A 13,320-nucleotide genomic window follows, 5' to 3' on the forward strand; every position below is an offset into this window, starting at 1 on the left:
ACCGCGTGCGACCTTCTTTCACGATGCAAACTGACACTCTCGTCGAGACGCTCGACACGCACACCGCCGGCGAACCGACCAGAATCGTCACCAGCGGGTTCGACCGATCGAAGATCCGCGGCGGCGACGTCGCCGCCCAGCGCGACCGGTTCGCCGACGAACTGGACTGGCTGCGCGAACTGCTGCTGTGCGAGCCGCGCGGGCACGACGACATGTTCGGCGCGGTACCGGTCGAACCGGCCGCCGAGGACGCCGACCTCGGGCTGTTCTTCATGGACAGCCGGGGCTACCTGGACATGTGCGGCCACGGGACGATCGGCGCCGTGACGGCCCTGATCGAGACGGGCCAGCTCTCGCCAGCCGAGACCGTCACCGTCGAGACGCCCGCCGGCCTCGTCGAAACCCGACCGACGGTCGCCGACGGCCGCGTCGAGGACGTCACGGTGCGAAACGTCGAGTCGTTCGTCTACGACGCGGTGACCGTCTCGATCGACCGAGACGGCGGAGAGGAACCGCTCTCGGTGCCGGTGGACGTGGTATCGGCCGGCAACGTGTTCGCGATGGTCGACGCCGACGCGGTCGGCCTGTCCGTCGAGACGGCCTCGGTCGACGCGTTCGTCGAGTACGGCACCGCCATCCGGCGCGCGGTCAACGACCGCCTCGATATCGTCGATCCCTTCACCGGCGACGAGCGCCGCGTGTCGATCGTCGAGTTCTACGAGCGCGGCGGCGACGCCGACCGCAACGTCGTCGTGTTCGGCGACGGGCAGGTCGACCGGTCGCCCTGCGGCACCGGCACCTGCGCGAAGATGACGCTCCTGCACCACGAGGGCGAGCTCAGCGTCGACGAGCCGTACCGCTACGAGAGCGTCATCGGCACGCGCTTCACCGGGCGACTGGTCGACGTCGAGCGCCGCGACGGCATCGACGTGGCGACGCCGGAGGTGACCGGGTCGGCGTACATCACCGGTCGACACACGTTCATGCGCGACGAGCGCGACGACCTGGGCGGGTTCTCGCTCCGGAGCTGACGGGGAGCGAGCGGCGCGGCCGATACCGATAGCTTCTATTTGGCGTCGCTATCCGCTTACAGGGAGCCGCAGTTCCTCGGGTTCGATATTCAAAGTATAGTGACTTCAGAGTTCGAAGTAACGACGTATTGAATCTCGAAGGAAAGCGAACCAGTACTGCAAACGGGTGCTATGGGATTTCGCCGAGGTGCGGACGGACCGCCGTCGAGCGACGGCCGCCCGCCGCGGCGGCTCAGTCGTCGTCCTGCGTCGTGATGTCGGCCGAGAGGCCCTGGGCCATCTCGATGTCCTTCGAGTTGTTGAGCGTGAACGCCGTCCGCTCGGTGACGGCCTCGATCACTTCGCGGGCGCTGGGGTAGCCGTTGCCGGAGCTCTTGACGCCGCCGAAGGGAAGGTGGACCTCCGCGCCGATGCAGGGCAGGTTCGCGTACGCCAGCCCGATCTCGGCTTCGTCGCGGAACTGGTGGATCTTGCGGTAGTCCTCGCTGATGACGGCGCCGGCCAGCCCGTAGTCGGTGTCGTTGTGGATCTCGATCGCCCGGTCCATGTCGCCCGAATACTCGATCAGCGCGACGTGCGGGCCGAAACACTCCTCCTGCAGCGAGCGCAGGTCGCTATCGTACTCCATCTCGTAGACGAACGGGCCGACCCAGTGGCCGTCCTCGTGGCCGTCGGGGATCTCGTCGGCGTCGAGGTCGGCGCGATCGACGAGCACGTTCGCGCCCTCCGTCCGGGCGAGCTCGTTGTGCCTGTGGATCTTCTCGACGTGCTCGGCCTCGATCGCCGGCCCCATGAACGTGCCTTCCTCCAGCGGGTCGCCGACGGCGACGTTCTCGGCGACCTCGACGAACCGCTCCTTGAACTCGTCGTAGACGTCCTCGTGGATGATGAGGCGCTCGCTGGAGACGCAGCGCTGGCCGGTCGTCTTGAAGCTCGACATCACGGCGCTGTGGACGGCGATGTCCAGATCGGCGTCCTCGGCGATCACGATGCCGTTCTTCCCGCCCATCTCGCAGGCCGCGAGCTTGCCGGGTTCGCCGCCGACCTTGCTGGCGATTTCGAGGCCGACCTCCGCCGATCCCGTGAACAGCACGGTGTCGACGCGCTCGTCCTCGGTGATCGCCGCGCCGGCGTCGCCGAACCCCTGGACCATGTTGAACACGCCGTCGGGGATGCCGGCGTCCTCGAACATCTCGGCGATGATCTGGCCGCACCACGGCGTCTGCTCGGCGGGCTTCCAGACCACGGTGTTACCTTCCACGAGCGCGACGGCCATGTGCCAGAACGGGATCGCGACCGGGAAGTTCCACGGCGTCACGCAGCCGACGACGCCGCGGGGCTTGCGGCGCATATAGGCGTCCTTGTCTGCGATCTCGCTGGGGATCACGTCGCCGTGGGGGTGGCGGGCGTTCGCTGCCGCCCACTCGACCATGTGCCACGCCTCGGTGACGTCGGCTTTCCCCTCGCTGATCTCCTTGCCGCACTCCTTCGTGACGATCTCGCCGAGCTCCTCGTGGCGCTCGCGCAGCTCGTGGTAGATGTCCCAGAGGTACTCCGCGCGATCGATGTAGGAGAGCTCGCGCCACGCTTCCTCGGCGTCCTCGGCCGCCGCGAGCGCGGCGTCCACGTCGTCCTCGGTGCCGCGGCGGAACGTCGCCAGCGTCTCGCCGGTCGCCGGGTTCTCGCTGTCGAACGTCTCCTCGCCCGCGCCGTCGCTCCACTCGCCGCCGATGTAGTGTCGGTGTGTCTCCGCGTCGGCTGTCTGACTCATACATTCTTCATGGCTAGCCGGCGGATAGAAACCCACCCCTCCCATGGTCGGGTCCACTAGTTTATCCCCGCTGACGCTCTATCCGTAGTAAGATGGCACAAACGGAGGCACAGGGGGGCGAACGGCGAGCGCGCGGAACCGTCCTCACGCTTGAGATCTGGCATCCGAACTGCTGGACGCTGGAAGTGACCGACGCGGCGCCGGCGAACTTGCTCGCACACTCGGTGTACAACGCGACAGACGGTCACGTCAAGGGCCACTTCACGGTGTACGGCGACTCGACCGACGACATCGACGAACTGATCGACGCCGCCGCCGACTCGCGGCTCACCCACTCGGTCGTGGAGATGCAACGAAGGTACGCCCACGACTACGGCGGCACCGCGCCGGGCAACGCGACGCGGGAACTGTTCGTCGAGTACGACCCGACGGACACGATCAGCGACGCGCTCGCCTCGCGGGGGTTCATCCAGGAGGCGCCCGTCCGGATCCGCGACGGCACCGAGTACTGGTCCGTGTTCGTCGACGACGTCGACAGGGACGAGCTCCACGAGCGACTGGAGGAAGTGCGCGAATCCCACGACGCCGACATCACGGTCACCAAGATCAGCTCCCAGGACACCGTCGGCGACGACATCGTCGACCGGGTCGGGCTGCTCTCCGAGCGCCAGCGCGACATCTTCGAGCTGGCCTGCGAGCACGGCTACTACGACTGGCCCCGCGGGATCACGACCCGCGAACTGGCCGACGAGGCGGATATCTCGAAGACGACGCTGCTCGAGCACCTCCGACAGGCGGAGGCCAAGCTTCTCGATCCGGCGATCGAGGAGGCGACCGACTCGCTCTGATCGGCGCCGATTCGGCCAGAGGTTTCTTTCTCCCGTTTCTCCCCGGATAGTTTGGTCGGGTCCGAGATTATATCACGGGAGTCCCAGCATTACGGAGAGCAATGATTCCGCCCGTAGCTAGCAGGTTCGTGGCCGGCGAGACGCCGTCGGCCGCGCTCGACCACGCGGCGCAGAACCGCGAGGACGGCGTCGGGACGATCCTCAATCTGCTCGGCGAACACCACGACGACCCCGAAGTGGCGTCCGGCGACGTCGAGGCGTACCGCGACATGATCGACGAGGTGGCGGCGGCCGAGGAGACGGCGCCGTCCGGCCCCGAGACCTGCATCTCCGTCAAACCCTCTCAGATCGGTCTCGAGATCTCCGACGGCGAGTTCGCGGCGAACTTGCGGCGGATCGTCGAGCGCGGCGACGAGCGGGGCGTGTTCGTCTGGGTCGACATGGAGAACTACGAGACGACCGACGCGACGCTCGACGCCTACGAGGAGCTCGCCCGGGAGCACGACGGCGGCGTGGGGCTGTGCCTGCAGGCGAACCTCAAGCGCACCCGCGACGACCTCGATCGCCTCGCGGACGTCCCGGGCAAGATACGGCTCGTCAAGGGCGCCTACGACGAACCGGAGTCGATCGCCTACAAGGAGAAGTCCCGGGTGAACGAGGCCTACAAAACGCTGCTCGAAGACGCGTTCGAGCACCGCGACGGCGGCGTCGCGGTCGGCAGCCACGACCCCGAGATGATCGAGTACGCCCGCCAGTTGCACGAGGAGTACGGCACGCCCTACGAGGTCCAGATGCTCATGGGCGTCCGCGACGACGCCCAGCGCGAACTCGCCGCCGAGGGCGTCGACGTCTACCAGTACGTCCCGTACGGATCGCGCTGGCTCCTGTACTTCTATCGGCGGGTCCGCGAACGCAAGGAGAACCTGCTGTTCGCCGCGCGAGCGGTCGTTCAGGGTGTTGTACCGGGATAGCGGACCGCGACCCCGCCGGCGTACCGACGGCACGCGACGCCGTCGACGCACTGACGGCACGCGACGCCGTCGGGCCAAGCTGTGCGCGAGGCCCGAGCGCCGGAACGCGAAGCCCACTGTTTTATCGGATCGCAGATAAACGGCACCTATGGACAAAGACCAGCTGCTGGAGCTCGTCCCCCACTACGTCGCCCTGGTGGTCCTGTTGTTGCTGGCGCTCACCGCCGTGCGGGTGCTCGTCGGCGACGTCGGACTCTGGGTCGAGCTGGTGATCGCCTTCGTCGTCGCGGTCGCGTACCGGCCGCTCGTCGCGCGGCTGGGGTACGCGCCGAGCGCGTGGGAGCGCTAGTCGAACCGATCGATCGAGAACATCCCGACGTCGTGGTCGGTCCCGCCCGCCAGCGTCAGGTCCGCGAGGATCTCGCCGACGACGCTGGCGAACTTGAACCCGTGACCCGAAAAGCCCGCCGCGACCGACACCTGCGGGTGGTCGGGCAGCCGGTCGATCACGAAGTGCTCGTCGGGAGTGTTGGTGAACATGCACGTCGCGAGGCGCTGGGTCGGGCCCGCGGCCGCCGGGAAGTAGCGCTCGGTACACTCCCGGAGGATCGCCTCGTCCTCGCGGTTCGGTTCGCGGTCCATCTCGTCGGGATCGACGGTCTCGTCGAGGTGGTGGTACCGCCCGATCTTGAACCCCGGAACGTGGAACGTCGGGAAGCCGTAGTAGCGACCCTCGGACACCTGCAGGTTGAACACCGGGAAGTTCTCTGGCGAGAAGTGCTCCGGCGCGGTCGGCTGGAACCAGCCCAGCGCCTGGCGCTCGGGGACGGCGATCCCTTCCAGCGCGTCGACCTGCTCGGCGGCCCACGCGCCGGCCGCGATTACCAGCTTCGAGGCCTCGTAGGTTCCGCGGTCGGTCTCGACGACGACGCCGTCGTCGGAGTCGTCGGCGCCGGTGCCGCCGGTCGACTCCCACGACTGCACTCGTTCGCGCGCCCGGATCTCGGCGCCGTTCGCGTGGGCGCGCTGGACGTGGGCGACGATGCACTGCTCGGGCCAGAGGAACCCGCCGTCGGGCTGGTACACCGCCATGTGGTCCTCGGGCAGGTCGTAGCCGGGGAATCGCTCGCCCAGTTCGGCGCTCGAGAGCACCTCGTGGGGGATGTCGTGGTCCTCGCAGGAGCGCTTCGACCCCTCGAACAGCGGGTCGTCGGGCGGCGCGGCGTCGACCGATCCGGTCACGTGCAGGAGCTGTCGGTCGTAGTCGGCCTCCAGATCCCGCCAGAGCTCGTAGGCGCGGCGGAGCAGCGGGACGTAGGATGGGTGTTCGTAGTACGCCAGCCGGATGATCCGGGTGACGCCGTGGGACGAGCCCATCGAGTGGGGAACGTCGTACCGTTCGAGGCCGAGCACGTCGGCGCCCCGCTCGGCGAGGTGGGCCGCGGCCGCGCTGCCCATCCCGCCGACGCCGATCACGATGGCGTCGTAGCTGTCGGCGTCACTCATGGGTGCGCGTCGGCGTCAACGCGGACACTCGGACGGCGGCGCTCGGCGGCGACACTCGGACGGCGGCGCTCGGAGTCGATCATACGCGGCCATCGTTCGCGACGAAAAAAGGTGTGCCCCCTACCGCACCGGCGGTCCTACGCCGCCAGCCGCTCGTACTCCTCGTCGGAGAGGTCGATCGACGACGCTGCGACGTTCTCCTCTAAGTGCTCGATAGAGGACGTGCCGGGGATCGGGAGCATCACGTCGGAATGCTCGAGCAGCCAGGCGAGCCCGATCTGGTAGCGGGAGGCGTCGTGATTTGCGGCGATTTCGTCGAGGACCTGCTCCTTCTCGCCGAGGTCGCCCGCGCCCAGCGGGTACCACGGGATGAAGCCGATCCCGGCGTCCTCGCAGGCTTCGAGGACGTCCTCGGACTCGCGGTTGCCGAGGTTGTACTCGTTTTGCACCGTGACGATGTCGGTGATCTCGCGAGCCTTGTCGAGTTGCTCGGCGTCGACGTTGCTCACGCCGACGTGGCGGATCAGCCCCTCGTCCTGCATCTCGGCGATCGCCGTCACCGAGTCCTCGAACGGCGTGTCCGGGTCGGGGCGGTGGAACTGGTAGAGGTCGATCTCGTCGACGCCGAGCCGATCGAGACTCGCCAGCGCGGCGTTCCGGAGGTAGTCGGGGTCGCCGTTCGGGAGCCAGTCGCCGTCCCGATTCCGGAGGAGGCCGCCCTTCGTCGCGACGACGACCTCGTCGCGGTACTCCGGATCCGAGAGCAGCGCCTCGCGGATCAATCGCTCGCTGACGCCGGGACCGTACGAGTCGGCGGTGTCGATGAAGTCGACGCCCAGATCGACCGCTCGGCGGAGCACGTCGCGGGCGTTCTCGGGATCGTCGGGTTCGCCGATGATCTCCTCGCCGGTGATGCGCATGGCGCCGTAGCCCAGTCGATGAATCTCGTCGGTGCCGCCGAGCTCGAAGGCGTCGCTCTCGTTCGTTACCATACGCGTACCGTGGGCGCTCGTCCGGTTAGGGATGGGGGTAGCGGCGGCGTCGCCCGGAGCCGGGGGGCGGTCGCTGCGGCGCCCGGCGGAGTCGGTGTCCCGACGCCGGGATAGAAACGGCGTCACGGCGCCCGGCGAAGTCGGTGTCCCGACGCTGGGATAGAAACGGCGTCACGGCGCCCGGCGAAGTCGGCGTCCCGACGCTGGGATAGAAACGGCGTCACGGCGCCCGGCGGAGTCGGCGTCCCGACGCCGCGGCGGAGTTGACGTCACGACGCCAGCGCATCGTCATCGCGTCCCGGCAAGTCCGTTCGAAGTCGCGGGGTCTTTGAAACGGGCCGGCTTGCACGGTTGTAATGAGCGAAGAGGAGTCCAGCGCGTTCGAGCGCTACCGCGAGCACGTCGACCGGCCGCTGGTCCGGCTGTTCCGGGAGTACGGCGTCCCGCGGTGGCGCTGGATGGTGCTGGGCGTGGTCGCGAACGTGATCGCGCAGGTGGCCTCGCTGGCGCCGCCGGTCGTCCTCGGCGCGGCGATCGACTCGCTGTTCTCGGGGAATCGGGCCTACACCCTGCCGCTGGTGCCCCAGGCGTGGATCCCGGTCGGCGCGGAGCCGCAGTTCTGGTTCTCCGTGACGCTGATCGGCGGCTCCTTTCTGGTGACCGCAGCGTTCACGTGGATCTACGGCGTCGTCGGCAACGAGTTCGCCCACGGCGTGATGTACGCCGTCCGGTCGGACAGCTTCGAGAAACTGCTGGCTCTGGACATGGCCTTTTTCGACGACAAGCAGACCGGCGAGGTGATGGCGATCCTCGACAACGACGCCGCGAACCTGGAGCGGTTCCTCGACGACGCGCTGATGAACTCGCTGCGGCTCGTCGTGATGGTCGCCGGGATCGCGGCCGTGCTATTCAAGCTGCACCCCGAGCTGGCGCTGGTGACGCTCGTCGCGGTGCCGGTGATGGTCGGGTTCACGTGGTGGTTCATGCGAGCGATCGCGCCGCGGTACCGGCGGCGCCAGGAGTCGGTCGCCGACTTCAACACCCGCATCGAGAACGGTATCAGCGGCGTCGAGCTCGCCAAGACCACCGCCAGCGAACCCCACGAGGTCGACCGCGTCGACGGCGCCGCTCACGATCTCTACCGGAAGGTGATGTCGGTGCTGCGACTGAGCTACTTCTACCGGCCGGGGATGGAACTGCTCGCGGGGGTCGCGTTCACCGCGACCTTCCTCGTCGGGGGGTACTCGCTGATGACCGGCGCCGCGCCGCTCGTTCTCACCGAGCCCGTCGAGGTCGGCACGTTCGTCACGTTCGTGTTCATGACCCAGCGGATCGTCGCGCCGCTGGCGGAGGTCTCGAACATCGTCGACCAGACCCAGAACGCCAAGGCCTCCGCCGAGCGCGTGTTCGGCCTCTCCGATATTCCGGTCCACCTCGACGATCCCGACGACGCCGTCGAGCTGACCGACGCCGACGGGCGCGTGGAGTACGACGACGTGACCTTCGCCTACGACTCGGCGCTGATGGCCGACGAGGACGCGGAGACCGTGATCGACGGCGTCTCGATCGAAGCCGAGCCCGGCGAGACGGTCGCGCTCGTCGGGGCGACCGGCGCGGGCAAGTCGACGCTCGTCAAGCTGCTCATGCGCCTGTACGACGTGACCGACGGCGCGGTCCGCGTCGACGGCCGGGACGTCCGCGAGTACGACCTGACGAGCCTGCGTCGACAGGTCGGCTACGTCAGTCAGGACACGTTCCTGTTCGACGGGACGATCGCGGAGAATATTCGGTACGGCCAGTTCGACGCCGATCACGACGCCGTCGTCGAGGCGGCGAAAGCGGCGGAGGCTCACGAGTTCATCCGGGATCTACCCGAGAGCTACGACACCGAGGTCGGCGAGCGCGGCGTCAAGCTTTCCGGCGGGCAGCGCCAGCGCATCGCGCTCGCCCGGATCTTCCTGCAGGATCCCGCGATGCTCGTGCTCGACGAGGCGACCAGCGCGGTCGATACCGAGACCGAGCGGCGCATCCAGCGCGCGCTCGATCGACTGGCGGCGGATCGGACGACGTTCACCGTGGCCCACCGGCTCTCGACGGTGACCGGCGCGGACACGATCGTCGTGCTGGAGGACGGGCAGGTGGTGGAGCGTGGAAGTCACGACGAGCTGTTGCGGGAAGACGGCCACTACGCCCGGCTCTGGCGCGCGCAGGTCGGTGACGTGGGCTCGGTGGAAGCCGACGGCGGCGAGACGTGAGCGGGGAGTGATTGGCGACAACTCCCTGAAAGCCCCCGCCGTGCTCTCTTGAACTGCTGTTATGACTGCGAACTCACTGAAAGCCCCCGCCACGCTCGACCGGTTGCGGCTCGCTGCGCGCTTCCTTCGCTCCTTTCAGTCGCTCAGTCCAGTGCTTGCGTCGCCTCACCGGATCGAGCACGGCGGCCCCTTTCATTCCCTCCCACCGTACCCTCGTCCTCCCCAACCGACTCACTCGGTCGCGTCGCTCCCTCCTTCGCCCCTCGCGCGACGCTGTCTCGCCATGAAGGCTCGACAGCGCGCGCCACCGCATCCACACGGCCCGGTGCGCCCTCGTGGCGCACCGACGGGGAAGGGCCGGGCTGCGCGTGGTCGCCATCGGCGACCCGCGCAATGCCGATCCTGGCGGACTGAAAGGGCAAAGCGGGGTCGACGGCTCTCGTCCAGCTCTATCCGAACGTAGTGAGGATATCTGGACGAGAGCCGTCGAGCGGGCGAGGGCTTTCGAGATGGAATCATCCGTATCGGTTGCGGGAATTACTGGGATCGATCCGGTACCAGTCGAGACGTTCGTGTTGCCAGACGTTCCGAGCGCTCACGATCCTAGAACCCGAACAAAGTAGTACCCCGAGCGCCGCCCCCGAGTATGGAGCAGATGGACGGGCTGACGGTGACCGCCTGCGAGCGCTGTCCCGAGCTCTGCGAGTCGCGCAGCCGGATCGTCAGCGGCGTCGGGCCCGAGGACGCCGACCTGGTGTTCGTCGGCGAGGCGCCGGGCGCCACCGAGGACGAGCGCGGCGAGCCGTTCGTCGGGCGGAGCGGCGACGTCCTCGACGACGCGCTGCGGGACGCCGGACTCGCGCGGGCGGACGTTCGGATCACCAACTGCGTGCGCTGCCGGCCGCCGGACAACCGCGATCCGACCGACGACGAGCTGGCGAACTGTCGCGAGTACCTCGAACGGGAACTCGACCTGCTCGATCCCGAGGTGATCGTCACGCTGGGCAAAGTTCCCAGCGAGCACCTGCTCGAACGGTCGGTCGGCGTCACGAACGAAGCGGGCACCGTCACGGAAACCCGCATCGCCGGCGCGCCCCGGCGCGTGCTGGTCAGCGTCCACCCCGCGGCGACGCTGTACGACCCGAGCCAGCGCGAGACGTTCGCCGAGACGATCGACACCGCGGCCGACCTCGCGGGCGTCGAGGACTCGGGCGACGGCCAGGCGCGGCTCGGCGACTTCTGAGCTCCGCCGCAGTGTTTCCCGAAGCTACCCCCGCTCCCCGATTTCGACGGAGTAGTCGGACCTGATCCAGGCGTCGTCGTCGTCCCGATCGTACACGACGACGGAACCGTCCTCGATCCGGATCGCGCCGTAGCGCGGGACGCCCTCGAACTCCTCTTCCTCGATCGCGTTTTCGAAGCGGTCTGATGAGAACATCGGCTGTGCAGCAGTTCTAGCCGCCAGAGCAGGTTAAGCGCGCTACCAATCTATTGGGGTGCTTGCGCGGGCCGGTCCCGTCGGCTCACAACTCATCCGCCCCCGGCGACTGTCGCGCGAAGCGGAAGGAACTTCCCCGCGGTGGCCCTACTCGCGACCATGAGCCAGCAGACCGAGCGACGCGACGACGCCGCGGCGTCGGCGTCGATCGTCGTCGTCGACTACGGGCTGGGGAACCTCCGCAGCGTCACCCGCGGCCTCGAGCGGGCCGGCGCGGACGTCGAGATCACCGACGACCCCTCGGCGTTCGCGGACGCCGACGGCATCGTGCTCCCCGGCGTCGGCGCGTTCCGCGAGGGCGTCGAGAACGCCGGGCCGTACCGCGAACCGCTCGAAGACGCCGCCGAGCGCGGCCAGCCCGTCTTCGGCATCTGCCTCGGGATGCAGATGCTGCTGACCGACAGCGAGGAGGCCGACCGCGCCGGCGAGGGCGACGTGAAGGGTCTGGACCTGATTCCCGGCACGAACGTCCGATTCGACCAGGGCCAGAAGGTGCCCCAGATGGGCTGGAACGAGCTGAACGTCGAGCGCGACCACCCGCTGGTCGAGGGCGTCGACGGAGAGTACGCCTACTTCGTCCACTCGTACTACGCCGAACCCGACAGCGCCGAGGCCGTCGTCGCGACGACCGACTACGGCGTCGACTTCCCGAGCATCGTCGCCAACGAGGCCGGCAACGTGTTCGGCACGCAGTTCCACCCCGAGAAGAGCGGCGAGACGGGGCTGCAAATCTTGCGGAACTTCGTCGAGATCTGCAGCGAGGCGTAGCGCGTAGTGTAGGCCGCGACGGTCGGCGGCGTCACTCGGCGGCCGCGACGGTCGGGGACGCCGTCAGTTGTCCTCGTCGTCCGTCAGATTCCAGTTGCGCTCTCTCTCCGGAGTTTCCCAATCGAAGGTGTCGATCCGACTGCCGGTTTGCAGGATAAACGGTCCGGCGGCGAGCGTTCGGAGCGTGATCGTCGTCGCCCGAAGGATGTACGACGTGAGCACGATGTAGGGGGCGAGTGCGACCGAGTAAGCGAACGTCATCGTGATGAGGAGCGGCGACATCCCGAGCACCTGCACCTCGGGAAAGAGCCGCGCGTCGAGCGCCAGGATCATGTAGGACGTGAACACGATGACCGGCAGCGAGACGTACAGCAGCCGACTCGACAGGCGGGCGAGTTCCCGCTTGTAGTACAGCGATTTGAAGTACTCGCGGCCGGTCGCGACGTGCTTGAACGTGTCGATGAGCCCGTCGATCGCCTCCCGCTCGTCGTCGCTCAGATCGTCGCTGAACGTCCGCTTCAGGGCGCGTGCGGTGTGGAGCTGTCCGGAGTAGTTGTAGTTCAGTCCGGCCAGCAGGATGCTAAACGCCCCGAGATGGGAGTTCCGCAGCGTGGACCGCGCCTCGTCGATCTCCGCTTCGACGTGTTCGGCGAACTCCTGAACGTACGCCTGGAAGTCCTCGTTCTCTGTCCGAGCGGAGATCCGGATCAGCACGTCCATCTGCTGCGAGATCGCGTACAATACGGCGTTCAGAAACTCCGACGGGCGGGCGGGAGTGACGTCCGCCTCGATGAACTGCTCGATGTGGCGCCGATACTCGATGGAGGCGGTGATGCGCTTCTGCTGGTTCTCTATGTCCGTGATCTCCTGCGAGAGGACGATCGAGTTGATCGAGACGACGATCGAGACGAGCAGGATCGCGCCGCTGAGGAGGGAGCTAAACAGCGTCCGGGCGGCGGTGGTCTCGGTGAGCAGCATTCGCACCTGGAGCGGCCTGAGCACGGACAGCGCGAGCAGCGACCCGAACACGAGCACCAGCAGCACCGCGGTGACCGAGAGTCGCGCTCCCGTGAGCAGGAACCACTGCTTCAGACGGTTCTCGCCGGGTTGGGAGGGTACGGAACCCAGATCCTCCGTCCGATCGCGTATCTCGGACGCTCCCTCGGTCAAGAGCCCGCTGTCGTCCTCGTCCTCGGTCATCGTTCACGCGAATTTCGCGACGGGGCGGTGTGCGAGCCGGCCCCCGGACGGTCCTTTGCAGGTAGTTCGACGTACGCCTGTCGTCGACGGCGCGCCGTCCCCCGAACGGCGCGTCGAACGATGGCTCGAACGAATGCGGCGTCGTATCGTCGTCGCTAATCGAGCGAGATGTACGTCTTCGTATCGGTGACGCCGCCCAACCCTCGGACGCCCGAGGAGGCGGTATCGAGGACCTCGTAGACCTCGCCGACGTCGACCTCGGCGATGATGTCGTAGTCGCCGGCGACGATGTGGGCCTCGGCGACCTGCGAGAGCTCGCGGATCGACCCGAGCAGCTCCTCCGACTTCCCCGCGGCCGTTTTCACCATTATAAACGCGTGAACCATCGTGATCCGTGGTACGCCTTGGCACGATAAAAACGTTTGCCCGAGAGCGACTCGATTCGGCCGCCGACGCGGCGCGTTCGAAGACCGAGCGGGG

Annotated in this window: 13 protein-coding genes; 7 read left to right on the forward strand and 6 right to left on the reverse strand. The window is 67.8% G+C overall.

Features of this window, described 5'->3' with window-relative positions:
- Nucleotides 1-23 precede the first annotated feature (23 nt).
- A complete protein-coding gene (locus ABDZ81_RS04270; RefSeq protein ID WP_343772628.1) occupies nucleotides 24-1,031 on the forward strand; it encodes a proline racemase family protein in 1,008 nt (335 codons plus the stop codon).
- 232 nt (nucleotides 1,032-1,263) lie between these two features.
- On the opposite strand, the gene ABDZ81_RS04275 is transcribed toward ABDZ81_RS04270, so the two are convergent.
- Nucleotides 1,264-2,802 carry an aldehyde dehydrogenase family protein gene (locus ABDZ81_RS04275; RefSeq protein WP_343772629.1) on the reverse strand — a complete coding sequence of 513 codons (1,539 nt, stop codon included), beginning with the start codon at nucleotides 2,800-2,802 and terminating at the stop codon, nucleotides 1,264-1,266.
- A gap of 92 nt (nucleotides 2,803-2,894) precedes the next feature.
- Here ABDZ81_RS04275 and ABDZ81_RS04280 point away from each other — a divergent pair, with 92 nt between their 5' ends.
- The 3 genes from ABDZ81_RS04280 (at nucleotide 2,895) to ABDZ81_RS04290 (ending at nucleotide 4,970) form a co-directional block, all read left to right on the forward strand.
- The gene (locus ABDZ81_RS04280; RefSeq protein WP_343772630.1) at nucleotides 2,895-3,650 is read left to right on the forward strand and encodes a helix-turn-helix domain-containing protein; all 756 of its coding nucleotides are present in this window, start codon (nucleotides 2,895-2,897) and stop codon (nucleotides 3,648-3,650) included.
- A gap of 101 nt (nucleotides 3,651-3,751) precedes the next feature.
- Complete coding sequence (locus ABDZ81_RS04285; protein ID WP_343772631.1) at nucleotides 3,752-4,621, forward strand: proline dehydrogenase family protein; 870 nt, start codon at nucleotides 3,752-3,754, stop codon at nucleotides 4,619-4,621.
- A gap of 148 nt (nucleotides 4,622-4,769) precedes the next feature.
- Complete coding sequence (locus tag ABDZ81_RS04290) at nucleotides 4,770-4,970, forward strand: hypothetical protein (protein WP_343772632.1); 201 nt, start codon at nucleotides 4,770-4,772, stop codon at nucleotides 4,968-4,970.
- Here ABDZ81_RS04290 and solA read toward each other — a convergent pair.
- Together solA and ABDZ81_RS04300 are read right to left on the reverse strand one after the other, a co-directional pair.
- On the reverse strand, nucleotides 4,967-6,127 hold the full coding sequence (solA, locus tag ABDZ81_RS04295; RefSeq protein WP_343772633.1) for an N-methyl-L-tryptophan oxidase: 1,161 nt from the start codon (nucleotides 6,125-6,127) through the stop codon (nucleotides 4,967-4,969). The genes ABDZ81_RS04290 and solA overlap by 4 nt on opposite strands.
- A gap of 137 nt (nucleotides 6,128-6,264) precedes the next feature.
- Nucleotides 6,265-7,119 (reverse strand): aldo/keto reductase, encoded by an 855-nt coding sequence (locus ABDZ81_RS04300; protein WP_343772634.1) that lies wholly within the window; start codon nucleotides 7,117-7,119, stop codon nucleotides 6,265-6,267.
- A 356-nt stretch (nucleotides 7,120-7,475) separates the two neighbouring features.
- On the opposite strand from ABDZ81_RS04300, the gene ABDZ81_RS04305 reads away from it, so the two are divergent.
- Nucleotides 7,476-9,374 carry an ABC transporter ATP-binding protein gene (locus tag ABDZ81_RS04305; RefSeq protein ID WP_343772635.1) on the forward strand — a complete coding sequence of 633 codons (1,899 nt, stop codon included), beginning with the start codon at nucleotides 7,476-7,478 and terminating at the stop codon, nucleotides 9,372-9,374.
- A gap of 646 nt (nucleotides 9,375-10,020) precedes the next feature.
- On the forward strand, nucleotides 10,021-10,617 hold the full coding sequence (locus ABDZ81_RS04310; RefSeq protein WP_343772636.1) for a uracil-DNA glycosylase: 597 nt from the start codon (nucleotides 10,021-10,023) through the stop codon (nucleotides 10,615-10,617).
- A gap of 24 nt (nucleotides 10,618-10,641) precedes the next feature.
- Here the strand turns inward: ABDZ81_RS04310 and ABDZ81_RS04315 are convergent, their stop codons facing one another.
- Nucleotides 10,642-10,812: a DUF7331 family protein gene (locus ABDZ81_RS04315; RefSeq protein ID WP_343772637.1), complete on the reverse strand. Its 171-nt coding sequence runs from the start codon at nucleotides 10,810-10,812 to the stop codon at nucleotides 10,642-10,644.
- 159 nt (nucleotides 10,813-10,971) lie between these two features.
- Between ABDZ81_RS04315 and hisH the strand changes: the two genes are divergently transcribed.
- Entirely contained in the window at nucleotides 10,972-11,640 is a 669-nt protein-coding gene (hisH, locus tag ABDZ81_RS04320; RefSeq protein ID WP_343772639.1) for an imidazole glycerol phosphate synthase subunit HisH, read from the forward strand.
- A 63-nt stretch (nucleotides 11,641-11,703) separates the two neighbouring features.
- Here the strand turns inward: hisH and ABDZ81_RS04325 are convergent, their stop codons facing one another.
- Both ABDZ81_RS04325 and ABDZ81_RS04330 read right to left on the reverse strand, forming a co-directional pair.
- Nucleotides 11,704-12,840 carry a DUF7972 family membrane protein gene (locus tag ABDZ81_RS04325; RefSeq protein WP_343772640.1) on the reverse strand — a complete coding sequence of 379 codons (1,137 nt, stop codon included), beginning with the start codon at nucleotides 12,838-12,840 and terminating at the stop codon, nucleotides 11,704-11,706.
- Nucleotides 12,841-12,995: 155 nt separating this feature from the next.
- The gene (locus tag ABDZ81_RS04330) at nucleotides 12,996-13,226 is read right to left on the reverse strand and encodes an Lrp/AsnC ligand binding domain-containing protein (RefSeq protein ID WP_343772641.1); all 231 of its coding nucleotides are present in this window, start codon (nucleotides 13,224-13,226) and stop codon (nucleotides 12,996-12,998) included.
- Between the last annotated feature and the right edge of the window lie 94 nt (nucleotides 13,227-13,320).

The sequence above is a fragment of the Natronoarchaeum mannanilyticum genome, assembly GCF_039522665.1.
GTDB classification, from domain to species: Archaea; Halobacteriota; Halobacteria; order Halobacteriales; family Natronoarchaeaceae; genus Natronoarchaeum; species Natronoarchaeum mannanilyticum.